The sequence below is a fragment of the Trichococcus sp. ES5 genome (assembly GCF_900067165.1).
Lineage (GTDB): Bacteria > Bacillota > Bacilli > Lactobacillales > Aerococcaceae > Trichococcus > Trichococcus flocculiformis.
Genome location: NZ_FJND01000004.1, coordinates 205,162 through 229,264, shown reverse-complemented (window position 1 = coordinate 229,264; position 24,103 = coordinate 205,162). Strand labels below are relative to the sequence as shown.

17 protein-coding genes and 3 pseudogenes are annotated in these 24,103 nt (G+C 39.9%); 14 read left to right on the top strand and 6 right to left on the bottom strand.

Annotated elements, in window-relative coordinates:
- From TES5_RS05745 to TES5_RS05730, 4 genes and pseudogenes are all read right to left on the bottom strand, one after another.
- Positions 1 to 293, bottom strand: a pseudogene (locus TES5_RS05745) (transposase); the annotation flags it as partial.
- Between the two features lie 170 nt (positions 294 to 463).
- Positions 464 to 2,305 carry a glucose PTS transporter subunit IIA gene (locus tag TES5_RS05740; protein ID WP_068560825.1) on the bottom strand — a complete coding sequence of 614 codons (1,842 nt, stop codon included), beginning with the start codon at positions 2,303 to 2,305 and terminating at the stop codon, positions 464 to 466.
- Positions 2,292 to 3,746 carry a glycoside hydrolase family 1 protein gene (locus TES5_RS05735; protein ID WP_068560823.1) on the bottom strand — a complete coding sequence of 485 codons (1,455 nt, stop codon included), beginning with the start codon at positions 3,744 to 3,746 and terminating at the stop codon, positions 2,292 to 2,294. Before TES5_RS05735 ends, TES5_RS05740 begins: the two co-directional genes overlap by 14 nt.
- Positions 3,736 to 4,536, bottom strand: a complete 801-nt coding sequence (locus TES5_RS05730; protein ID WP_068560821.1) for a MurR/RpiR family transcriptional regulator — start codon at positions 4,534 to 4,536, stop codon at positions 3,736 to 3,738. Before TES5_RS05730 ends, TES5_RS05735 begins: the two co-directional genes overlap by 11 nt.
- A gap of 509 nt (positions 4,537 to 5,045) precedes the next feature.
- Between TES5_RS05730 and TES5_RS05725 the strand changes: the two genes are divergently transcribed.
- The 8 genes and pseudogenes from TES5_RS05725 (at position 5,046) to TES5_RS05690 (ending at position 18,174) form a co-directional block, all read left to right on the top strand.
- Positions 5,046 to 8,282 carry a helicase-related protein gene (locus TES5_RS05725; RefSeq protein WP_068560819.1) on the top strand — a complete coding sequence of 1,079 codons (3,237 nt, stop codon included), beginning with the start codon at positions 5,046 to 5,048 and terminating at the stop codon, positions 8,280 to 8,282.
- 12 nt (positions 8,283 to 8,294) lie between these two features.
- A complete protein-coding gene (locus TES5_RS05720) occupies positions 8,295 to 8,954 on the top strand; it encodes a DUF4391 domain-containing protein (protein ID WP_068560817.1) in 660 nt (219 codons plus the stop codon).
- Positions 8,947 to 10,872 carry a site-specific DNA-methyltransferase gene (locus tag TES5_RS05715; protein ID WP_068560815.1) on the top strand — a complete coding sequence of 642 codons (1,926 nt, stop codon included), beginning with the start codon at positions 8,947 to 8,949 and terminating at the stop codon, positions 10,870 to 10,872. The genes TES5_RS05720 and TES5_RS05715 overlap by 8 nt, the downstream gene beginning before the upstream one ends.
- A 15-nt stretch (positions 10,873 to 10,887) precedes the next feature.
- Complete coding sequence (locus TES5_RS05710) at positions 10,888 to 13,944, top strand: type III restriction-modification system endonuclease (RefSeq protein ID WP_068560813.1); 3,057 nt, start codon at positions 10,888 to 10,890, stop codon at positions 13,942 to 13,944.
- Between the two features lie 68 nt (positions 13,945 to 14,012).
- Entirely contained in the window at positions 14,013 to 14,939 is a 927-nt protein-coding gene (locus tag TES5_RS05705) for a toll/interleukin-1 receptor domain-containing protein (protein WP_068560811.1), read from the top strand.
- Positions 14,940 to 15,158: 219 nt separating this feature from the next.
- A pseudogene (locus tag TES5_RS05700) lies at positions 15,159 to 16,479 on the top strand (IS1380 family transposase).
- A gap of 328 nt (positions 16,480 to 16,807) precedes the next feature.
- A complete protein-coding gene (locus TES5_RS05695) occupies positions 16,808 to 17,356 on the top strand; it encodes a hypothetical protein (protein WP_068560809.1) in 549 nt (182 codons plus the stop codon).
- 404 nt (positions 17,357 to 17,760) lie between these two features.
- Positions 17,761 to 18,174 carry a PTS sugar transporter subunit IIA gene (locus tag TES5_RS05690; protein WP_232309297.1) on the top strand — a complete coding sequence of 138 codons (414 nt, stop codon included), beginning with the start codon at positions 17,761 to 17,763 and terminating at the stop codon, positions 18,172 to 18,174.
- A gap of 55 nt (positions 18,175 to 18,229) precedes the next feature.
- Here TES5_RS05690 and TES5_RS05685 read toward each other — a convergent pair whose 3' ends face one another.
- A complete protein-coding gene (locus tag TES5_RS05685) occupies positions 18,230 to 18,955 on the bottom strand; it encodes a GntR family transcriptional regulator (protein WP_068560805.1) in 726 nt (241 codons plus the stop codon).
- A gap of 190 nt (positions 18,956 to 19,145) precedes the next feature.
- On the opposite strand from TES5_RS05685, the gene TES5_RS05680 reads away from it, so the two are divergent.
- The 5 genes from TES5_RS05680 (at position 19,146) to TES5_RS05660 (ending at position 23,107) form a co-directional block, all read left to right on the top strand.
- Positions 19,146 to 19,619, top strand: a complete 474-nt coding sequence (locus TES5_RS05680; RefSeq protein WP_068560803.1) for a PTS sugar transporter subunit IIB — start codon at positions 19,146 to 19,148, stop codon at positions 19,617 to 19,619.
- A gap of 18 nt (positions 19,620 to 19,637) precedes the next feature.
- A complete protein-coding gene (locus TES5_RS05675) occupies positions 19,638 to 20,444 on the top strand; it encodes a PTS mannose/fructose/sorbose/N-acetylgalactosamine transporter subunit IIC (RefSeq protein WP_068560801.1) in 807 nt (268 codons plus the stop codon).
- A 31-nt stretch (positions 20,445 to 20,475) separates the two neighbouring features.
- Positions 20,476 to 21,294 carry a PTS system mannose/fructose/sorbose family transporter subunit IID gene (locus tag TES5_RS05670; RefSeq protein WP_068560800.1) on the top strand — a complete coding sequence of 273 codons (819 nt, stop codon included), beginning with the start codon at positions 20,476 to 20,478 and terminating at the stop codon, positions 21,292 to 21,294.
- 25 nt (positions 21,295 to 21,319) lie between these two features.
- The gene (locus TES5_RS05665; protein ID WP_068560797.1) at positions 21,320 to 22,282 is read left to right on the top strand and encodes an SIS domain-containing protein; all 963 of its coding nucleotides are present in this window, start codon (positions 21,320 to 21,322) and stop codon (positions 22,280 to 22,282) included.
- Positions 22,283 to 22,474: 192 nt separating this feature from the next.
- Entirely contained in the window at positions 22,475 to 23,107 is a 633-nt protein-coding gene (locus TES5_RS05660) for an HAD family hydrolase (protein ID WP_068560795.1), read from the top strand.
- A gap of 472 nt (positions 23,108 to 23,579) precedes the next feature.
- Here the strand turns inward: TES5_RS05660 and TES5_RS05655 are convergent, their stop codons facing one another.
- Positions 23,580 to 23,777: a hypothetical protein gene (locus TES5_RS05655; protein ID WP_068560793.1), complete on the bottom strand. Its 198-nt coding sequence runs from the start codon at positions 23,775 to 23,777 to the stop codon at positions 23,580 to 23,582.
- A 178-nt stretch (positions 23,778 to 23,955) separates the two neighbouring features.
- On the opposite strand from TES5_RS05655, the pseudogene TES5_RS05650 reads away from it, so the two are divergent.
- Positions 23,956 to 24,103, top strand: a pseudogene (locus TES5_RS05650) (IS5/IS1182 family transposase); the annotation flags it as partial.

Sequence of the window (24,103 nt, the reverse complement as noted above, 5' to 3'; positions counted from 1 at the left end):
AGGTCCGCGTATACGCCTGTCTGCTTGCCAATTTGATCGAGCAGATAACCTGCCCCATAGAAGATTCTTCGGACTTGCGTCATCGGGATCGGCCCTGGCTTAACTTCCGATGACGCCGGGGCCGGTTTCTTTTTGTACGAACGCGTGGGTATGATTTCACCTGTAACTGGATCGACTTTCCCAATCAGCGTCCTCTTAGCGCGTGATTGTTGCTTTTCCTTATCCCAGTAGGGTTCATTCTGATAGGCATAGGTAATGCCTGTTTTCTTGTTTGTTTGAAAAATAACTGCCATATCAACACTCCTCGTTATATATTATAATATATAACGAGGTTGAAGTAAACAAAAAAACCGCTATATATCAAGCGTTACAACGGTTTTTCGAGTGATTATCGTTACACAATTCGGGAATGCAGGTTAAATTCCGTTTCATAAAATTAGGATTTTACTGCTCTGCTATTAAGCTAATTTACAGAAAATAAATACTCCCCAGCCTGTACCGAGTCTTGGATTGTTTTGGCGAACGTTTCATGTTCAGCAGTGTTGGTAACAACAACTGGTGTAGTAAGTTCATAGCCAGCGGCATGAATTTTGTCAATATCAAAGAATACCAACTCATCGCCAGCTCTAACTACCTGATTTTCTTTCACAAGCAAATCAAAATAGTTTCCTCCTAATTCAACCGTGTCAATACCAATATGGATTAGTACCTCAACGCCATTTTCGCCTCGGATGCCAATGGCGTGTTTAGTTTCTGTAGTCATGATGACGATGCCGTCAAACGGTGAAACAATTGTACCGGTTGTTGGGTTTACTGCAATTCCATCTCCTAATAATTTTTCTGCAAACATCTGATCGTTTACATTATCCAATGAGACTACAGTGCCTGTAACTGGACTTAAAATCTTTACAGATTGATCAGCCTTTTCTACTTTTTCTTGCTTCATCCTTCTTTTTTCAAGAAGTATCGTGCTTGCTAATGAGACACTCATCGATAGTAAAATAACTGCGATAGAAAACCAGAAATTACTATTTAATCCTGAACCATCTGTTGGTATGAATGTTGGAATTGCGGCAATACCTGGTGAAACAATAGCGTATTGTTTTAATTGAACCAGTCCGGCTAGCATTCCACCCACACCGCCACCAATAACAGCTCCCGCGAAAGCGCTCTTATAGTTGATGAGTACCCCGAAAATAGCAGGTTCAGTAATTCCCATTACTCCTGTAATCCCCGCAGATACTGCTAAGGAACGTTTGTCTGTGTTCTTCTCTATTAAGGATATACCTAATGCTGCAGCTCCGACCGCAACGTTGGCCGCTAACATAGCGGGCATTACAAAAGAATCATATCCAAAATCAGCCATCATTGCGAAAACAAGCGGGAAAAGTGCTTGATTTGTCCCGGTCATAACGAGTATAGGAGTTATTGCACCAACAAGACCAACTGAAAGCCAGCCTAGCTTGGCATACAAAAAGGATAAGCTGCTGGCAATATAACCACCAAATACATTTCCCAACGGGCCTAGGAATAATAAGGTAATTGGTACAGTAATTAGAATAACAATTAATGGCTTAAAGAAATATTTGATTGCTTGTGGAATGACTCGATCAGCCAACTTATCAATAAACGCCATAAATAATACACCGAAAATTACGGGAATTGTGGTTGTATTGTAACTAGTCTGAGGAATGGACAAGCCCAAAAAGGATAGGCCTTCTGCCCCATTAATCAAGGAATGTACTAAGATGGTTCCTAAAAACATTCCCATCATGCCATCGATTCCAGCCTTTTTAGCGGCGCTATAACCAATAAATACTGGTAAGAAATAGAACCCTGCATTGTTGACTGCGTTTAAAACTGCATAGGTACCGCTTTCATTTGATAGTCCGAAAAAGGTGACACCGATGTTTAAAACTGCTGACACGAGTCCAGCTGCTACTAAAATTGGTAAAACAGGTACAAAAGTTCCACTAATAAAGTCAACCACCATTAAAGCGTAAGCTTTAAGATTTTTTTGAGATTTAACATCGGGGCTTGCAGACATATCATTGTTTTTTTCTAACTCAACCGAAAAAAGTGAAAATACTTTTGGAACATCGGGTCCAATAATTATTTGGACCTCATTCTCTCTTTTAACAGTTCCTAGTATTAGAGGATTTTCTTTTAAATTTTCCTCATTAAATTGAGTAGTATCTTTAAGTTTTAGTCTAAGTCGAGTAGCGCAATGATTTGCGCTACTGACATTTCCGACTCCACCAATATTATCAATAATGAACTGAATCAACTCATCATACTTTTTCATTGACATCATCTCCCCAATTCTGACCATTCGATTTGATTAATTTCGAGTACCAGTAATAAGAATCTTTAGGTATTCTTCGTAAATCCAAAACATCTTCATCAGTGGTATTGATATAAACGAGGCCATAACGTTTTGCCATCCCATTACCTGTGCTTAATAAGTCGGTAAACGACCATGGATTATAACCAATAACTTCACAACCGTCTTCAATAGCTAGGCCCACTTGGAAAATTTGATCACGCAAGAATTTGATTCGTTCTGAATCATGAACCTGTCCATCTGCACCTAAATTTTCATGGGCACCATAACCATTTTCAGTAATAATCATCGGTAGATGATAGTGATCTTCCATGTAACGTAAAAGATAACGCATTGCAATAGGATCAATTTCCCAATCCCAATCAGTCATTTCCACATACGGATTGACGGTTTGAGCAAAAACTCCAGGATAATTAGGATATACGAATTCGCCTTTATTCCCAGTTTTATTTAACCCAATATTTCGATATTCTGTGTTCAAAGGTGCATCTTTAGCAACATTGCTACGGTAACAATTAACACCAAAGAAATCGATTTTTGCCTGTTCAACTAATTCCATATCTCCAGGACGAATGTCAGGGTCAATATCATGTTCTTTCCAATAACGTTTGATAAACCCATTATATTTACGATTGGCATTAAAATCGTTCCAAACTTTTTCAGTTAACTCTTCCGCGTTCATGGCAGCGATTTGATCTTCAGGCTTACATGTTTCTGGATAGAACGGCACCATTCCCGGTACAGGTCCGATTTTTCCGCCTTCAACTAATTCGTGGCATGCAATTACTGCTTTGGAATGACACAAATTCATAATGTGGTTAACCTTCCAACGGTCTTTAAACCAAGTTTCCTCGTTTTTGCAGACACCTAACCAGTCACCGTAGATGATTTGCATGTTTTGTTCGTTGATTGCTAGCCAATACTTGACTCGGTCACCAAAGGAAGTAAAACAAGTTCTGGCATACTGATCAAAAGCATCGATAATGCCTCTGTCGTACCAACCGTTAAACTCCTCATCCACCCAAACTGGCATGTCATAATGATATAAAGTGACGATCGGTTCAATACCGTACTTGACCAGTTCATCAATCAGGTTGTTGTAAAAGTCGATTCCAAATTGATTCACGACACCTGAATTATCTGGATAAATTCTTGGCCAAGCTATCGAAAAACGATAGGAAGTGAAACCAGCATCAGCCATCAACTTGATATCTTCTTTATAGTGGTGATAATGATCTGCAGCGATTGAGTTGTCCGCGAAAGGTTTTTTCTTTTTGCTGTTTAAATCAATTATTGCCTGAGAACGGCCATCTTCAGCCACCGCTCCTTCAACTTGCCAAGCTGCACTTGAGGCTCCCCAAAAAAAGCCCTCTGGAAATTTCGGATTTTCTTTATAATGCATTCTTTTCACTCTCTTTCTGTTGTCGGATAAATCCATTGAACAAAATATCAAACACAAAGGTAATTCCGTAGGTGTAGTAGAGTAAATCACTTACAGCATCGAAATCCTGCCCGCATAAATGATAAATTTTATTGAATACTTGATTAAAAACAGGGTTTCTCTGGATGGTAAAGAGAACTTTTTCTCCATTTATTAATTCCAAATCAGACAGAATTGTTGAAGCAAAAAGTCCGGAGATGGAGAAAACAATGATTAAGGGTTGTTTATCGCTTTGCTTATAAATCTCCAAATCTTCTCTTGTTGTTATTAAGGTAACCCTTTTTTGAAACACAATCATTTGGAGCTGGAAAGTTTTTACTATCCCAGCGATATTGCTTGAACTTATGATGACGATTTCATTTGTGTGATTCATCATATCAATTAAGCGATCTATTTCTTGTGTATTCATCCGTCTGCCTAACTCAGCCATCAAATTTTCTATATTATTCATCAGAATTGGTAAAAAATTCTCTTGTCCATAAAAGTCTTCAAACCGTGTTTGCCCGTCATCAAAATCTTCAATATGTTTTTTCATATCGGCAAAGTTTTCATAGCCGATTTGTTTTGCAAAACGGCGAATCGATGTCCTTGAAACATGATTTTTTTCGGCAATATCATAAATGTTCTGTTTCTTTATGATTTTGAAGTTATCCAAGAAAAATTTAGCTAGCTCATACTCTACTGTTCCAACTTGATTTTGGTTTACAATGTGATTCAATTTGTAGATTAGATTTAAACGGTTATTTTTCATTATTAATCTCCCTTGGCCAAGTTTGATCATACATTTAGTATACTTGAATGCTTTTTATAAATGGGCGCCAACATTTGCTCCCTAATTGTGCTTAGTGTTTCTTATATAAAATAGCTAGAGTAACACTAAGTAACTTATACTATCTACAAAAACGATGCAAACCCTTTATGGAATTTCCTGCAAACCAATATGAATTCAAAAAAGCTAAACAATATCCTTGTTTAGCTTTTTTGATGCAAATATTTTTATTCTGGCTCTAATGAGTCTTTTATTTGAGTAGATTGAATGAGATAATAATAGAGTATATCAAAAAAAATTATTAAGTATATCAACCCGTAAATAATGCTCAGACAAAGCTTGTATAAGAGGGAAACAGTGTTTGGATAGATAAAAATATCGGTTAATGGAGTCATCCTAAAATAATATTCGCAATCACACCAATTTAAATTTTGTAGTAAATGCATTCTCTTCATGGAATTCTTTAATTAATGGTGATTGGAGGTCTTGTAGTGGAAATATTTGATAATGTAAACAGAATTGTAAAAGATGACTTGGAAAAGGAAATCAAAAAAGATAGCCGCGTTTCGATCACAGCAGCCCGTTTTTCAATCTATGCGTTTCGAGAGCTACGTGAACAATTGGAGGATATCGATGAATTGCGTTTTATTTTTACTTCGCCTACGTTTACAACTGAAAAAGCGCCCAAAACAAAAAGGGAATTTTTTATCCCAAGGCTGAACAGGGAGCGTAGTATTTATGGAACCGAGTTTGAAGTGAAACTCCGCAATGAATTGACTCAAAAGAGGATAGCAAAAGAATGTGCTGAATGGATACGGAATAAAGTGACATTCAAATCGAACGTTACCAATGAAAATATGAGTGGTTTCATCAACGTTGAAACGGAAGATGAGGCTTTAACTTATATGCCCTTGAATGGCTTCACAACAGTCGATATTGGATGCGAACGTGGAAACAACAGTTACAACATGATCACCAAGTTTGAATCTCCGCACAGTAAGGATTTCCTTCAGTTATTCAATGGTATATGGAATGATAAGCAGATGTTACAGGATGTAACGGATGAGGTCATTGATAGCATAACCGCTGCCTATAAGGAAAATTCGCCAGATTTCATTTATTTCGTGATGCTTTATAATATCTTCAATGAATTCCTCGAGGATCTTTCGGAAGACGTTTTGCCAAATGATGCTACCGGATTCAAGGAAAGCAAGATATGGAATATGCTGTATGACTTTCAACAGGATGCATCTTTAGCCATCATTAATAAGTTGGAGCAATACAACGGCTGTATTTTAGCCGATAGTGTGGGGCTGGGTAAGACTTTTACGGCATTGGCTGTCATCAAATATTATGAGAACAGGAACAAATCCGTTTTGGTTCTATGCCCCAAAAAATTGGCGGAAAACTGGAATACCTATAAAGACAATTATATCAACAATCCCATTGCTTCAGATCGGCTTGGATATGATGTGCTTTTTCATACAGACTTGTCGAGGGAACGGGGAAAGTCAAACGGGTTGGATTTGGACCGTTTGAATTGGGGAAACTACGACCTGGTTGTCATTGATGAATCGCACAATTTCAGGAACGGTGGGCAACTATCCGGAGAAGAGGGAACAAAAGAAAACCGTTACCTCAAATTGCTCAATAAAGTGATGCGTTCAGGAGTGAAAACCAAGGTCCTGATGTTATCGGCCACTCCAGTAAATAATCGATTCAATGATTTAAAAAATCAGTTGGCCTTGGCTTATGAAGGTGACTCGGAACAAATCAATCAGAAACTGAATGTAAATAGGTCAGTTGAGGAGATATTCAGATCTGCACAAACCGTTTTTAACAGCTGGAGCAAACTGGAAGCTGATGAAAGGAAGACGGAAAGGCTCTTGCAGATGCTGGACTTTGATTTTTTTGAGTTATTGGACAGCGTAACGATAGCACGATCAAGAAAGCATATTGAAAAATACTACAACATGAATGATGTAGGGCGTTTTCCGACACGGCTGAAACCAATTTCCTTAAGACCTGATTTAACTGATTTGGACGATGCTATCAACTACAATGAAATCTACGATAATCTGATATCGCTGAATCTAAACATCTATACGCCATCCTATTATATTTTCCCAAGCAAAATGGACAAATATATTGATAAGAGCCGTGACAAAGGTGTTGGATTGACTCAGGTCGGACGTGAACAAGGCATCCGCAGGCTGATGAGCATCAATCTGTTGAAACGGTTGGAGAGTTCCGTATACTCTTTCAAATTGACATTGCTGCGTATCAAGGAGTTAATAACGAATACCATTGATACTATTGATAACTACGATCATCAAAGTACGATAGTGGAATTAATGGAAATCAGGGATGACAGTGAGTTTGATTGGGATGATCAGAACACAGATTACTTTTCCGTTGGCAAAAAAGTCAAAATTGATTTGGCCGACATGGATTACAAAACATGGCGAGAAAATTTGGTTCAGGATGCGGAAACGTTAGAATTGCTGGTACTTATGGTTGAGGACATAACTCCCGAACATGACAGCAAGTTGCAGGAGTTATTGACTGTTGTTAAGGAGAAAATTGAAAATCCAATAAATGAAGGCAACAAGAAAATTATCATTTTTACAGCTTTTGCAGATACCGCTCAATACTTGTATGACCACGTAAGTAATTATGCTAAGAAACGCTTCGGCTTAGAAACGGCTATAGTTACAGGTTCTGTAGAGGGTAGAACTACGATTCAAAAATTAAGAGTTGATCTGAATACAGTTTTGACATGTTTCTCGCCGCGTTCGAAAGGCAGGGATCTGTTGATGCCTAACTCCTCAGACAACATAGATATCCTTATTGCAACAGACTGCATTTCAGAGGGGCAGAATCTACAGGACTGCGATTTCTTGATAAACTACGACATCCATTGGAATCCAGTTAGGATTATTCAAAGATTTGGTCGTATCGATCGGATTGGCAGCATAAACGAGAGAATACAGTTGGTGAATTTTTGGCCGGATCTTACTCTAGATGAATATATAAATCTGAAGGCTCGGGTAGAGACACGGATGAAAATTTCCGTCATAACCTCAACCGGGGATGATGACTTGCTGGATGATGGCGAAAAAGGAGACTTGGAATATCGTAAGGAGCAGCTGAAGAGGCTCCAGGAAGAGGTTGTCGATCTTGAAGATATGGCATCGGGCATTTCCATCATGGACTTGGGGCTCAATGAATTCCGATTGGATTTGTTGGAATATATAAAATCCAATCCAGATGCAGAGAAATCACCTTTCGGACTGCATGCGATTGTTCCAGCCACCGAAGAAGCTCCACCAGGGGTTGTCTTTGTTTTGAAGAATATAACGAATGATGTGAATATAGATAACCAGAACCAGCTGCATCCCTTTTATATGGTCTACATTTCAGAGCAGAGTGAGGTGATCTCTAACCACCTTTCCCCTAAAAAGTTGTTGGATTCTTTGAGACTGCTATGCCGTGGGAAGACAGAACCGAACATTCAATTATGCCAAAGTTTTAACACTGAAACAAAAGATGGAAAGAACATGGCTAAATACTCTGAGCTACTTTCGGATGCGATAGACTCCATCATAGACGTGAAGGAAGAGAATGATATCGATAGTCTTTTCTCTCCTGGAGGGACATCCGCATTGCTTTCAGATGTTAATGGCATAGATGATTTTGAGTTGATCTGTTTCTTGATAATTAAGTAAGGAGGAGAAGCATTGTTACTGTTCCCGAAAACTACGGAATTCAATAGACGTATTCCTAAACAGAAATTCTATAGCCATCTGTCAGTTTCACCACAAATCAGAAAAATATTTGTGGAGCAGATAGCGGCTATTAACTGGACCAACAAGCTTGCGCCATCAACGTTAAATATTAAAGACGGAGAGCGCGTTACGGAAATAGAAGTGTTTCATCTGCTTCTGAACCAAAAAGGTCTGGATGAAAGAGTACTCCAATTGATTGATAAGGAAATTCCCTACCATATAATTTTTGAGTTGGAGCATGCTGATCAGCATCAAGTGTGGATCGGTTATAAGGAAGAAAGCCACGGAAGACCAGAATCATTTAAAGTGAATCAATACTACCATACCGATTGGATTGCAAAAGATGATATCCAACTAGGACTGGACGGTTTAAATATGGATACCCTGTACGACGGGTTTATCAAACAAATAGCTAGAGATAGTTTGACTATCAGCGAGAACGAATCTGTGGGTGTGGCGATTCATAAAGCAGAAGAACGCGAGAAGTTGCAGAATAAAATTGCTACTTTAGAGAAGAATGTATATAAAGAAAAGCAATTTAACAGACAAGTGAAGCTAAACACTGAACTGAAGGTACTGCGTAATAAATTGGAGGAACTAGAAAATGGATAAGATGAGGATGGAATCTGTGGATCTCACTCAAAAGAATATAGAAAAAATTTATGAGCTATTCCCAAGTGTGGTAACCGAAAAAAGAGGCGAAGATGGAAAAATTAAAAAAGCCATAAACTTTGAATTGCTGAGACAATTACTTTCGAGTGAGGCTATTGAAGGAGATGAGGCGTACGAGTTTACTTGGGTAGGCAAAAAAGAAGCTGTAGCTGAAGCCGGACGTCCGATAAGAAAGACACTTAGGCCTTCCAAAGAAGAAAGTAAAAATTGGGATCTTACTGAAAACCTTTATATAGAAGGCGATAACCTTGAGGTCCTAAAACTTCTTCAAGAAAGCTACCTAGGAAAAGTGAAAATGATTTATATTGACCCGCCTTACAATACGGGAAAGGATTTTGTCTATAAAGATAGTTTTAATCAAAGTAAAGGTGATTACGAACAAAATTTAGGCGTGATTGATGAAGAGGGAAATAGATTATTTCAAAATACAGAAACCAACGGACGCTTCCATAGCGACTGGTGTTCAATGATATATCCGAGAATGGTATTGTCTAGAAACTTATTAAAAGATGACGGAGTCATTTTTATCAGTATTGATGATAATGAAGTGGATAATATGATAAAAATTTGTGACGAGGTATTTGGAGAAAGTAATTTTGTAACGAATTTAATTTGGCAAAAAAAAACTGGGGCCTCTGATGCAAAAGGAATAGCTACCATTACAGAATACATTTTAGTTTATTCAAAGAGTGAGAGTCAAATTAAAAAAATATTTACTAAAAATCGAGAATCGTATGACTTGAATAGATACAAATACGAGGATGAATTAAAAGAGAAAAGAGGCCCTTATTACATTGATAATTTAGATAGAGGCGGGCTACAATACAGCGACTCACTAAATTATGGAATAGAGTGTCCGGATGGAACAATTACTTACCCGAATGGAAGAACAGAATATAAAAATGAGGGCTGGATTTGGAAGTGGAGTAAGGATAAGGTTGAATGGGCTAGGAAAACTGGATTTATTGAGTTCAGGCGTTCAAATACTAAAGAAAGTGGATGGTCTGTGTGTTATAAAAACTATTTACAAGTTGATAATGAGGATAATGCGATAGAACGTTCAGCCCCACATAAAAACATAATTACAGATGTTTTAAATGCTAATGCAGCAAAAGCCATGAAGGACATTTTTTCTATAAATTTATTTAATTATTCTAAACCCTTTGAATTAATCAAAAGATTGATTTCATATGTAAACTGTGAGGATGAAATTATTTTAGATTTTTTCTCGGGATCAGCCACAACTGCACATGCGGTTATGAAATTAAATGCTGAGGATTATGGTAACCGAAAATTTATTATGGTTCAACTCCCTGAAGTAGTAGATGAGAAAAGTGAAGCAAATAAAGCAGGATTTAATAATATTTGTGAAATTGGTAAGGAACGCATTCGTCGTGCAGGAGAAAAAATTATTGATGAAAATAAAGGTGCAGGAGGGGTAGGGGATTTAGATTTTGGATTCCGTGTCTTCAAACTAGATGATAGCAACATGAAGGATGTTTACTATTCAGCTGATCAAATGACTCAGGATTTATTAGAACAACTAGAGTCAAATATTAAAGAAAACCGGACGGATTTGGACTTATTGTATGGAAGTTTATTGGAGTGGGGGTTGCCGCTTTCTTTACCTTACAGTAGCGAAGCTATTGGGGGAGCCACAATCCATGTGGTCAATGATGGAGATTTGATTGCCTGCTTCGATTCTGCTATTAGTGAAGAAGTTGTGCAGGAGATTGCTAATAGAAGACCTTTACGTGTCGTCTTCAGGGATGATTCTTTTGAGAATACTCCAGCTAAAATAAATGTTGAAGAGATATTCAAGCTTCTGGCACCAAATACCAGAGTTAAGGTTATATAAAGGGGGAGCTTACGGATGAAGTTACAATTTAAGCACCAAAAGTTCCAAGCAGATGCGGCCAAAGCGGTTTGTGATGTTTTTGCTGGTCAGCCATATATGACCCCGACTTACATGATAGATAAAGGAATTTCGGAACAAGAGCCTCAGGGACAAGGGGCCATTCTTGAATTTACAGGCTTCAATAACTATAAAATCATTCCAGAGTTAAATGATTCCATCATGCTAGAAAATATCAACAAGATTCAAAGAGTAGGACAAATAGAACCTTCAAAGAAACTGGAAGGGCGATACAATCTGACGATTGAGATGGAGACCGGCGTAGGGAAGACATACACATACATCAAGACGATGTATGAGTTGAACAAACGTTATGGTTGGAGCAAATTTATTATTGTTGTTCCCTCTGTGGCCATCCGTGAGGGAGTCTATAAATCATTTCAGATTACCCAAGATCATTTTGCGGAGGAATATGGTAAGAAGATTCGTTTCTTCATATACAATTCTGCAAGGCTAACGGAAATAGATCAGTTTGCTTCAGATAGTTCCATGAATGTAATGATTATTAACTCGCAAGCATTCAATGCAAAAGGAAAGGACGCTCGGCGGATATACATGAAATTGGACTCGTTCAGAAGCAGGAGGCCAATAGATATTATTGCTAAGACAAATCCAATTCTGATTATTGACGAACCTCAGTCAGTAGAAGGGAAACAGACTAAGGAAAGATTGAAGGAATTTAAGCCATTATTCACTCTGCGATATTCGGCTACCCATAAAAAAGACAGTATGTATAACATGGTTTACCGTTTGGATGCTATGGAAGCATACAATAAAAAGCTAGTCAAAAAGATTGCGGTAAAGGGTATCAGCATAACAGGAAGCACAGCCACAGAAGGTTATGTCTATCTGGAAGGATTGCAGCTTTCGAAAGATAAGGCGCCTACAGCCAGTTTGGAATTTGATATTAAAGGGAAAAACGGCGTACGGAAAGTAACGCGTAAAGTATCGGAAGGCTATAATTTGTATGCTCAGTCAGGCGAATTGGACGAGTATAAAGAGGGATATACGGTTTCAAAAATTGATGGGCGGGATAATTCCGTTACGTTCATTAATGGGAAGAAACTCTTTGCCGGTGATGTCCTAGGGGAGCTCAGCGAAGAGCATATGCGAAGGATCCAAATTCGCGAGACGATTCTCTCGCATTTTGAAAAGGAAAGACAACTATATTATAAGGGTATTAAGGTATTGTCTTTATTCTTCATTGATGAAGTGGCCAAGTATAAACAGTACGATGACCAAGGTAATCCATTCAATGGAATCTATGCAGACATGTTCGAAGAAGAGTACAATGCAATCCTGAGCAATATGCAACTTGAGCTAGGCGATGATGAATATATGCATTACTTGGATACTATGAATGCGAATAATACGCATAGTGGGTATTTTTCTATTGATAAGAATAAAAAGTCTGGCAAGGAGAAATTTGTGGATAGTAAGTTGGAGCGAGGAACAACTGAATCGTCAGACAGTGAAGCCTATGATTTGATCATGAAAAATAAAGAGCGACTGCTGGACCGAAAAGAGCCAGTCCGATTCATCTTCTCTCACTCGGCATTGCGAGAGGGTTGGGATAATCCAAACGTATTCCAGATTTGTACCCTTAAGCAAAGTGGTTCGGATGTCCGCAAACGACAAGAAGTGGGCCGAGGTTTGAGACTTTCTGTAAATCAAAGCGGCGAACGTATGGATACTGGCCTGTTAGGTGAAGAGGTGCATAACGTAAATGTTCTGACAGTCATAGCCAGCGAGAGCTACGATAGTTTTGCCAAGGGATTACAAACGGAAATAGCGGAGGCCGTTTCTGAGCGACCTAAGATGATTACAGTAGAATTATTCAAGGGCAAAGTTATTCAAGATGCAGCAGGTGCTGAACAAGTGATTGATGATAATATAGCCCAAGCTATTTATGAAAATTTGATCGTCAACGGCTATATCAAAAAGGGTTTGCTTACTGAAAAATATCATGAAGAAAAGCAGAACGGTACTTTGAAAGTTGCTGAAGAAGTAGAAGATTCGGCAGCTGACATTGTTGCAATCATCGATTCCATCTACGATCCAAAGGTTATGCAACCTGAGAATGCGCGTTCCAATAACGTGGAATTGCATATTGACGAAGAAAAATTAAGGCGCAAAGAATTCCAGGAATTATGGAGCCGCATCAATACAAAGTCGGCGTATATGGTAAATTTTGATACGGATGAGCTGATCCGAAACGCGATTGGCGAACTGAATCGAAATTTAAGAGTAGCACAAATATTTGTTAAGATCGAATCAGGTGAAATGAAAGAAATAAAATCCAGAGGGTCTTTGGAATCCGGCGATTCCTTTGTAAGGGATTCATCAGCACATCATGCTTTAGCTGCAGTAGCGAATAGCCATGTCAAATATGATCTGGTAGGGAAAATAGTAGCCGAAACGGGATTAACACGCCGCGCGGTAGTCAACATCCTAAAGGGCATCAACAAAGAAGTATTTGATCAGTTCAAGAATAATCCGGAAGAATTCATTATCAAGGCATCAAATCTTATCAACGAACAAAAAGCGACGGTCATCATCCAACACATTACGTACAATAAATTAGATGAGACGTATAATGCTGACTTATTTACGGAACCAACGATGAAGGGCAAGCTGGGCGACAACGCTATGCCTGCGAAGAAACATTTATATGATTATATCCTTTTTGATTCCACTAACGAACAGCACTTTGCTGAGCAACTAGATACAAGCAATGAAGTGGCAGTTTACGTCAAATTGCCCAAAGGATTCTATATTTCAACACCAGTAGGGAAATATAATCCCGATTGGGCAATAGCCTTTAATGAGCAAGAAGTTAAGCATGTTTATTTTGTTGCAGAAACGAAAGGATCTCTTTCCTCGATGCAGTTACGTCTAATCGAGGAAGCAAAAATCCATTGTGCGCGAGAACATTTCAAAGCCATCAGCACAGAAGATGTGAAGTATGACGTCGTTGATGATTACGAAACACTGATGGAGATGGTGATGAAGTAGATGGAATGGAAATCTTAATAGCTACAATTTTTTGTCAATAACGCTGAATATGTGTGGAGGAGTAAAATATGCAAAATATTTTTATATCATACAGTTGGGATGATGATACTCATAAAAGTTGGGTAAAAGAATTTGCAGACTTTCTTACATCTAAAGGTTTTGAAGTTGCATTAGATCAGGATGATCTTGTCCTAGGGGATGAATTTCCTGAGTATATGGAAGTTCAAATTAGAAATGCAGATTATATCCTGGTAGTATGTACTCCAGAATATAAAAGGCGAGCTGAGGAAAGAATCGGGGGAGCCGGCTACGAGAGTAGCTTGATCGCAGGAGAGCTCTTCGTAAAGCAGCAAAAAAGAAAATTTATCCCAGTATTAAGGAAAGGGACATGGGAATCGGCGCAACCGTCCTTCTTGATTGGGAAAATGGGTGTAGATTTCTGTTCGGGTAAGTTTGAGGGAATAGCGATGGATAATCTTCTTGCTACACTAAATCAAGGTGAAAACACAACGCCAGCATGGAAAAAAAGATACAGTCAAACTCCAGTATCCGCTAAAAAGCAAGATTCTGATAGAATCAATGAGTATGTAGATATTAAAATTACAGGAATACTTATTGATCAAGTCACTTTACCTAAGATGGATGGTACTCAAGGCAGCGCACTTTATAAAGTTCCATTTGGATTAAGCGCTAGACCGAGTGGAACTTGGGAAAAATTATTTATTCAAAATTGGAATTATCCATCTCATTTTACAACCATGCATCGTCCTCGAATTGCCAGTGTGGTTGGGAAAACTGTGGTATTGAATGGGACTACTATTGAAGAGGTTGAAAAATATCATAAAGCTACCCTTATTCTTGCGGTGAATGCGGCGAATGTTCAGGAACGTAGCAAGTTAGAGGAACAAATGAAACGCCAAGTGTTGGAAAGAAAAAGAGAACAAGAGCACCGAAATCATATTTCCGATATTGCTTCTAAAATAACATTTGATTAATGTAATATCGGGATACATGCATCAATCTGACAAGAAATTTAAAAAAGTTCAGAATATATAAAACAGCCTGAATTATTCATAGATTTTCAGAAAACGTCTTAAAACGTTAGTCTTCCAACATATTTTATCTTTCCAGTTCACACCCAAAAGGTGTGAAAAAAGAACCCCTATCTGTTATGGTTAATGTACAACCAACAACCATAGAAAGGGGTTCTCTCAATGGCAACTTTACACGAAAACACTCAAAAATTCAATCAAAAAATGACGGTCACAAATACTGGAGGTAATCTCTCCACGGATGCTGGTCTCGTTTTGGTTAAAGAATTGCTTCATTCAATCGGATTCGAACAGTTGATGGAGAAAGAGCTTCATTTTCAAGACTCCCGTCTTTCACCTACACATTCGAATGAATCCATCCTTGAACAACTGATTTTCCAATTAATTGCAGGCTATGATACTGATGCATCTGCCAACATCTTACGTCATGATCCGTTCTTCCAGCAGATGCTTGAAAAAAGTACATTGGCTTCACAACCTTCGCTTTCGCGTTTTTGGGATTGCATTAGTGAGAGTCCCGATGCGCTTTTGCAGCTACAAGCGCTCAACCAAGCGATGTTGGATAAGGTACGCATACAACGTAATGCAACAGAAATGGTATTGGATTTGGATTCCACCTATAGTGACACCTACGGCAATCAAGAAGAAACGGCCTTCAACAGACATTATCAAACAACCGGTTATCATCCGCTCGTTGCCTTCGATGGTCTGACCAAGGACTTTCTGAAGGCGGAACTGCGTTCCGGAAACACATACTGCTCAACCGGAGCAGCCGATTTTTTGAATCCGCTTCTTGAACACTATAATCAGACTGTTCCAGTCAGCACCATTCTTATTCGCGCAGATAGTGGCTTTGCAGCGGCGGAACTGCATGACCTCTGTGAAGAAAAAGAGCATCAGTACTTCATTCGACTCAAACGAAATAGCCGCTTATTTAAGATAGCGGAAGAATTTGTTCAAGTTGGGGATGAGACCGAATGGAGTCAGAGGGAAGAACATTTCTACTCGACTCGCTATCAAGCTGGCACTTGGAAGTATGACCGTAGGGTTTGCATTCGTTCCGTCAGAGCAGCTAAATGAACTGATTTTTCACCATGAATTCATTATCACCAATCCATCCGATGCTGTCTCGGCTGAACAAGTCTACCAAACGTATTGGAGGAGAGGTACGATGGAGAATTTCATCAAGGAAGCCAAGAATGGCTTCTTCTTCGACAAGACAGACAGTTCTCATTTCTTGGAGAATGCTGTTCGCATGATGGTCAGCTTGCTTTCCTACAACATCAACAATTTTATGCGTACACTAGCTTTCCCGGAAAAGGCCAAAGGCCTACAGATACAGAGTATTCGTCTTCGTTTTTTCAAGATTGCTGGGAAACTGATCCACAGCGGAAGACGCATGATGCTAAAGCTCAGCACCCATCATGTCTACCAAGATGAATTTTTTCATATCCTACGGCAAATTCAATCTTTGTCTTGGTGAGACCCCGTTAATTTAAAAAAATCGTTCGAACAAAGGGATTAGTATGCCCTAAAACACAATAACAATCGCAATCCGTGCTTCTTTTCGTCTCTAAAAGACGTTTTGAAAGGGAAAAAATAACAACTCTGCTAAAAATCCAATATTGCAGACGAAATAGGGTTGTTCATATCAAGATTTGGGGTGGTATGAATAATTCAGGAACAGAAGTGTAACGGAATCTGAGAGTCCTAAGCGTAGGACTTTCAGGTTCCAGTACGCTTTCGGATTGATATGTAAGCGTATAATTTTGACGGATGTATGATTAGAAGTATTTGAAAGGAGCCAAAAGATGTCGGACAGCATGATTCGTGTAGGTAGAAGAGGGAGTAATTTTATCGATGCCAATCTCTTGGTGTTCCCGAAAAAGCAATATCAAAAAAAGAAAAAGAGTGCTAAGAAAAAAGCAGCTGTACCTAAAGGGAAGAAAGCTAAACCAAACATAGTAAATGGGCCATACAAAGAAAAGCGAACACTCTGCTTGATTAAATATAGTCAAATGATTGCGGATGACCTAGAAAATCAAGGGAAGTATAAGCGGATGTTCTATGCGTTTTATCCAGATTATCCCAAAGAGAACTTCAAAAAATTCGTGAATATGTATTATGCAATCGTAAAAAATAAAAAACTAAAGTATGTGGCTCCGTCCCGGGAAATCGTGCATTTACTCACGTATTTCACCAAGGAAGCCGAGCACGAGTTATTGATACGGTTCATTAATAAATTGTATTGCTTTGAAAGTGAGCATCCCGATTCGGTCACGCCACGTGTGAAAAAACGCTGCAACCAACTGCTGAGCAGCAGAAACCTTGACGAGCTTTTTGATGTACGGATTGTATAGATAGCAACAAGTGTTCTTCATCAGGAATAGATATCGATTATTGGCGCATCAGTACAATTCTATAAATTATTCTCAGAGTTGATTGACCGGACGATACCTAACAAACCGTATTCTAACAAGGATTTTCTGCCGGACGATAGATCATCAAGCGTTGACATAAGGCAATTTTCTGAGGCTTCAGCGTGGACGTTTTTTTATTGATTGAATCATTGTGGAACAGGCCAAGAGCGAGGTGCTCGAGGCCTGTTTTGCGTTGCTCCGAATTGGTCCTATGGCTGAATTGTTTTGATTCCGGTAAAATTTTTTACGCAAACGCTATTGCAAAGGTTTACATTTTGGTGTATTTTTAAAAAGAAGAATTTGTTATAACCAATTTTGTTGGAGGGGGTTTTATTTTGAGAAAAGTGATTATTGCGACGCACGGAGAGTTATCGAAGGGACTTGTGAATACCATTTCCATCATTGCAGGGGAGAGTTATGCCGAACAGATACAAACGTACAGTCTATATCCAGGAGAAGATGTCAGCGTGTTGGCTGAAAAAGTGAAAGAGGAGGTATTGGGTGATCCTTCTTTCGATTACGTCCTTTTGACGGATATTATGGGCGGAAGTGTTGACAATAATCTGTATCACTTGATAACAAACCCGAATGTCTGGTTGATTTCGGGTGTCAATCTGCTTCTTGCGCTGGAAATCATTTTGGCTACCGAGGATACGCCGACAGAAGAAGTACTCCTTAGAGCGGTTGAGAGCGCTAAAGACAGCATCAATTTCAGAAGCAAACTCATTCCGGAATCCGACGAGGACGATGACCTATAGCAAGAAACATATGCAAAGAGCCGAGACACCTTATGGCGTCTCGGCTTTTTGCTGTTCAGATTTCAAATTTCTGTCCCTCTGCGGCCAGATATTCCTGTGTCAGGAAGGAAACCGATCCGCTTGAGTCGGTGGTGATGCCCGCCATTAGAATTAAAGGTCTATTGGGCTCTAAGTCCATGAAATGCGTGATTTCCTTGCTCGCATAGACAATTTCGATCGTTCTTTCTGGCGCTGCAAACGACAAGTTTTTTTCCCGTTCTATGAAGGTTTGGATCGATTCTTCCGCAAAATTTTTCCCGAGCAGGAACGTAAAGTCTTGTGTGAAGCGGGAAATCTCAAAACATACCGGTACATCGTCCATGTAGTGCACGCGTTTGATGACCACAATATAGGTATCCTCCGCTAAGCCCAACAGTTCTTTTTCTTGATCATTGGCCAATTCAAGGGAAGAGCTGACCAGCTTTGATCGTGCGGCGTGCGAACCGTTTTCTGCTACGCGGCTCAAAGTGTGCAACTTTTTTCCTGATTCTTTCAGCTTATGTGGCTTCAAAAAGGTGCCTTTTCCTTGTTCGCGCTCGATCAGGTCCTGGTCTTCTAAAATTTTCAGGGCTTGTCTTACAGTGATTCGGCTCACCGCAAAGCTTTCGGAAATCTCCCGTTCCGTCGGCAATTTGAGGCTTTTTTCCAGGCCGCCCTTGTTTTTGATTTCCTCTTTGAAGAAAGCGGCAAGTTGTTTATATAACGGTTCAGAGGAATCTTTGTTCAGTTGAAAATGAGGCATGTCAGGTACTCCTTCTGGGCATAGTAGCTTCGATAATACGATAATACCATATAATACAAAAAAGATAAAAAAATATTCAAGAAAACGTTGCCAAACGAAATTTATAATGGTATTATCTGTTTGTGGCCATGTATTGTATATAACCAATTATAACAACTTTGTTTTTCGATAGTTGGAAAGGAGCATACAAATGATAAAACTAGTTCGGATCGACCATCGCCTGTTGCATGGGCAAGTTGTATTTGCTTGGGTGAACAGATTGAATATCAACAGAATAATTGTTGTCGATGATGTTGCTGCCAATGACGAATTCAAGAAGATGTCTTTAAAACTAGCCAAACCCAATGACGTGAAGCTGAATATCTTTGCGGTTGAAGATGCACTGAACCGTAAAGAGAAAATCAAAAATTTACAGGAAAATGTAGCCGTTATCTTCGGCAACACCAAAAACTGCCTCGCTTTCTGCAAGGAGCTCACAGGTGAAATCAAAGAAATCAATTATGGAGGCATCCCTAAAAAGACGGACTCAATCGAATACGACAAAGCAGTCTACTTGAACGCAGAAGAGTTGGAGGACTCCAAAAAGTTGAAGGCACTAGGGTTCCGCCTCTATTCACAACAAACACCAACAAACGCATTGATAGAGTTGAATGACAAATTTTAAAAAAAGGGGTGCTGAACAATGTTAATAAAGGCAATATTAGTTGGTTTGATCGGCGTGATCGCAATTCTGGACTCCCGCCTTCTTGGTAGATTGAATCTGGAAAGACCTCTTATCGGTGCAACCCTGACAGGATTGGTTTTGGGGGATCTCACAACCGGGCTTATGGTCGGTGCGACCCTGGAATTGGTTTCCTTAGGACTTGTGAATGTCGGTGCAGCGGCTCCTCCGGATATGAATCTAGGTGCGATCATTGCAACAGCATTCACGATTCTGACAGGAGCTACCCCGGAAACAGCCTTGACGATTGCGATACCGATAGCAGTGTTAGGCCAGTTGCTTGGAATTTTGTTGAGAACATTGCTCGCCAGCTTGACGCATAGGGCCGATGCACTCGTCGAACAAGGAGATTTCGAGGCAGCGAAAAGAATCCATGTTGTATGGGCAACCTCGCTGTATGCTTTATCCTATTTTATCCCTATTTTTTCAGCCATCTATTTCGGTACAGCAGTCATCGAAGGTCTTGTCGGCGTCATCCCTGAATGGCTGACCAACGGTTTGACTGTCGCAAGCAAGATCTTGCCGGCCTATGGTTTTGCCTTATTACTGAATACCATGATGACAAGTAAAAATGTTGTGTTCCTGTTGGCGGGATTTTTCATCACAGCTTATTCAGGCATCAGTGTGACAGCGATTTCCATCTTTGCCGTAATTGTAGCGTTTATCTTAGCTGATATCAAGTTCAATCGGCCTGCTGCCAGTGCCGTTGGAGCCGCTCCGATCGATTTTGAAGACTATGATGATTTGGATTCGCCTGATGATCTCTGATCAATGAACACTTATATGAGGAGGAAGAGGTATGTCAAATAAGCAAAAAGATCCGAACAGCTGGAAATATTGGAAATTCTTTTGGAGCTCATGGATGATTCAGGCGTCCTGGAACTATGAACGTCAAATGAATATGGGGTACATGTATGGCATGTCCTCGATACTGGACAAAATCTATTCAAAACCAGAAGATATCGAAAAGAAAAAAGAAGCCTATAATCGGCATCTGGAATTTTTCAACTGCACGCCACAAACGGCATCTTTCATAATGGGTCTGACTGCTTCGATGGAGGAGCAATATTATGAAGATCCGGATAAAGTGGATACAAATGCCATCACTAGCGTGAAAACCAGTTTGATGGGACCTTTATCGGGTATCGGTGATTCATTCTTCCAAGGGACCGTTCGCGTCATCGCTTTCGGCTTAGGGATTTCGCTCGCACAACAGGGCAGTATTTTGGGCCCGATTTTGGCGATGATCATTTCGTTTGTGCCATCCTTCGTCGTAACCTACTATGGAGGCAAAATCGGATACAACACCGGAAATAAATACCTGACTCGTTTGTATGAGGGCGGATTGATGAACCAATTGATGTACATTACTAACATCATCGGTCTGATGGTAATCGGAGCAATGATCGCTTCTTTGATCGGCATCACGACACCGATTGCGTTTGGAGAAACCTTCAAACTGCAGGAAACGTTAGATTCGATCATACCTGACTTGTTGCCTTTGTTGAGTACATTCCTTATGTACTTCTTAATAAAGAAAAATGTTAAAACGGGGTGGTTATTAGGAATTTGTATTGTTGGTGGAGTAGTTTTGAGTGCTTTAGGCATCTTAGCTTAAATAACAAACAATAGGAGGAAGAGAAATGGAAATCAAAAAAATCGTTGAGGAAATCGTCAAAGCAAAACAAATCGAGAACATTTATTTCGTGGGTTGTGGGGCTTCGAAAGCGGATCTTTATCCAGCCAAATACTTTGTGGAGCATAATTCAAAATTAAAAACAGCTCTTATTACTGCCAACGAATTCAATTATGATATGCCTAGTGATGTGGGAGAAAAATCGATTGTGGTGACTGCATCTTTAGGGGGTTCCACTCCAGAAACGGTTACGGCAACAGGTAAAGCGAAAGAGCTGGGTGCCGCTGTCATTTCACTTACGATGGAAGCAGGATCCGCAATCACGAAAGATGCGGACTACGTCATCGTTCACGGATTTGCAAAGAATTATGCAGCCAAATTGGAAAAAATGATCAGCGCGTTGAAGGTTGCAGTTGAAGTAGTGAATCAAGTAGAAGGTTACGCTAACTACGAACAAATGGAAGACGGCTTTGAAAAGATTCCAGCACTTATCGAAAAAGCAGCCTCACAAGTAACCGTACAAGCCAAACAGTTTGCTGAGCAATATGCGGATGCGTCCCAAGTCTATGTGCTAGGTAGTGGTGCGACTGCTGAAGTGGCTTATGCAACGTCATTATGCTTATTCCTGGAAATGCAATGGATCAATTCAGCGAGTGTACACTCAGGCGAATTCTTCCACGGAGCATTGGAAATCACTGACAAAGATGTGCCGTTCGTATTGTTCATGAACGAAGGGAAAACAAGAGAAATCGATGCGCGTGCATTGACGTTCCTACAACGCTTTGATGCGAAAGTCACTGTCATCGACAGCAAAGATTATGGTTTATCTTCCGTGGTTGATTCATCTGTAGTTGACTACTTCAACCCGATGTTATTGACTGCTGTTGTCAGAGTGCACGCGGAAAAATTAGGGGAATTAAGAGGACATCCACTGACTAAGAGAAGATATATGTGGAAATTGGAATACTAATGAATCGTATTCATTGATTAGGAAAAGGCAGTATCCTATTATACATAAACCCAAAATTGCATAAAAAAACTAGGAAAAAGTAGTATTTGTCGAGGATGCTACTTTTTCCTATTATACATGGATAAAAGTATAGCATGTGATTCAACGGAAAAGCAATAGCCTGAGAGTATCGCGCTGCAAGGAGGAGATCAGATGGTCAAAGCCGTCATTTTTGACATGGATGGCGTGTTGGTGGAGACGGAAGCGTATTACTTCAAAAGGAGAATGGCGTTCCTGAAAGAAAAGAACATCGAGCCATTGAGCAAAAAAATGGAAGATTACATCGGGCTGGACAACAAGAGCATTTGGGATCGCCTACTTGGGGATGTCCCGTCGAGAGAAGGTTTATACGCAGAATATGTTTCGTTTCGGGAGAACAATCCCACCGAATTTAAAGAGTTGCTGAGGAAGGATGTTCCTGATGTGTTTGAGCGCCTGACCGAATCGGGAGTAAGGATAGCGATTGCTTCTTCGTCGGAAAGACCAGACATAGAGAGGATGTTGGATCAGTGCAGCCTGCATAAGTACATCGACTGCTATCTGAGCGGCGAAGACTGCCAGAAAACAAAGCCGGATCCGGAAGTCTATTTGAAAGCCCTCCATGAATTGGCGCTGCCGAAAGAGGAGTGCGTTGTCGTGGAGGATTCTGCTGTAGGGATCCAGGCGGCAAAAGGGGCTGGGTTGTTTGTTTTTGCGATGAACCCAGGCACCCACAGCATGGATCAAAGCGGTGCAGACCGCAAGATTAACAGTTTGTCCGAGATTTTTGCGCATCTGGATGCATAAATAGTTTCTGGTTAATTTATAAAAATGTTAGTTTTCGAAAGTCTAAATCCATCGAATTCCATATTGGAATCGATTCAGCCTGAACGATATCGCCATCCTATGCCGTTCCAACTTCTAAGCCACCGTCCTTGGCGAAGGCCCTGCGGATGGCTTCCGGATCGATGACCAGGTCGCGCATCCGGTCTTCGGGAAAGGTGTCATCACTGAGGTCAACGCCCGCTCCCGCACCTATGTGGTGAAGTTCGAGGGTATGGAAATCCAGAAGCCGATTAGTTTTGACTTCAAGCGGATGACGAAGTTGAAGGGGGGGTGAACATCTCGGAAAGATCGCAACAAAATGTTAAACAAGAAAGCGCCAAGTTTCCGATCGGATATCGGAGACTTGGCGCTTGCCGTTTTTGTTGCAGGCATTGATGAATGATAAGGCAAATATCGTCCGGATATTTTCTCAGGCGAGAAGTTTTTTTATTCATTAACTTTGTTGCAACAGTTGGCCAACTACTTCAGAGCTGCCGGGCATTAGCATAATTAGCGAAACTACAACAAATAAAACCCCGATAATAAGCGACATACTTACGATTTTTACTGAACGTGAAACATCTTTATTTAGCAGTCCTACCACAAGAAGAGCGATGCCTATGAAGAGAATCAGAAAATACCAAAAACCCATATGATTTCCTACTTCCTTTTATTATTTATTGAGATAAGTAATGTCTACTGAATAATTAACAAACCTTATCGCAACAGCGTTTTTAGCTGTTTTTTGGTATAATAGATGCATGGATTCCAGAGGGAAATACCAAAAACCCGTGCACTTTTTTCAAAAATGATACAAAGAGGCGATGAAAATGTACAAAAAGCAGACGAATCGGCAATTAACCATTTATGACTTCGATCAGCCATTGGGCCTTACGATGAACCCAGAAAACCGTTGGGTCAAAAAAGCAGATTCGATTCCCTGGTCAGTCATTGAAGATAAGTACGCTGCTCTGTTCA

Bases quoted from the DNA above. Each gene is read 5' to 3' on its own strand.
- TES5_RS05740 (WP_068560825.1), bottom strand. From the start codon at position 2,305: ATGAAAAAGTATGATGAGTTGATTCAGTTCATTATTGATAATATTGGT.
- TES5_RS05735 (WP_068560823.1), bottom strand. From the start codon at position 3,746: ATGCATTATAAAGAAAATCCGAAATTTCCAGAGGGCTTTTTTTGGGGA.
- TES5_RS05730 (WP_068560821.1), bottom strand. From the start codon at position 4,536: ATGAAAAATAACCGTTTAAATCTAATCTACAAATTGAATCACATTGTA.
- TES5_RS05715 (WP_068560815.1), top strand. From the start codon at position 8,947: ATGGATAAGATGAGGATGGAATCTGTGGATCTCACTCAAAAGAATATA.
- TES5_RS05710 (WP_068560813.1), top strand. From the start codon at position 10,888: ATGAAGTTACAATTTAAGCACCAAAAGTTCCAAGCAGATGCGGCCAAA.
- TES5_RS05705 (WP_068560811.1), top strand. From the start codon at position 14,013: ATGCAAAATATTTTTATATCATACAGTTGGGATGATGATACTCATAAA.
- TES5_RS05695 (WP_068560809.1), top strand. From the start codon at position 16,808: ATGTCGGACAGCATGATTCGTGTAGGTAGAAGAGGGAGTAATTTTATC.
- TES5_RS05685 (WP_068560805.1), bottom strand. From the start codon at position 18,955: ATGCCTCATTTTCAACTGAACAAAGATTCCTCTGAACCGTTATATAAA.
- TES5_RS05680 (WP_068560803.1), top strand. From the start codon at position 19,146: ATGATAAAACTAGTTCGGATCGACCATCGCCTGTTGCATGGGCAAGTT.
- TES5_RS05675 (WP_068560801.1), top strand. From the start codon at position 19,638: ATGTTAATAAAGGCAATATTAGTTGGTTTGATCGGCGTGATCGCAATT.
- TES5_RS05670 (WP_068560800.1), top strand. From the start codon at position 20,476: ATGTCAAATAAGCAAAAAGATCCGAACAGCTGGAAATATTGGAAATTC.
- TES5_RS05665 (WP_068560797.1), top strand. From the start codon at position 21,320: ATGGAAATCAAAAAAATCGTTGAGGAAATCGTCAAAGCAAAACAAATC.
- TES5_RS05660 (WP_068560795.1), top strand. From the start codon at position 22,475: ATGGTCAAAGCCGTCATTTTTGACATGGATGGCGTGTTGGTGGAGACG.
- TES5_RS05655 (WP_068560793.1), bottom strand. From the start codon at position 23,777: ATGGGTTTTTGGTATTTTCTGATTCTCTTCATAGGCATCGCTCTTCTT.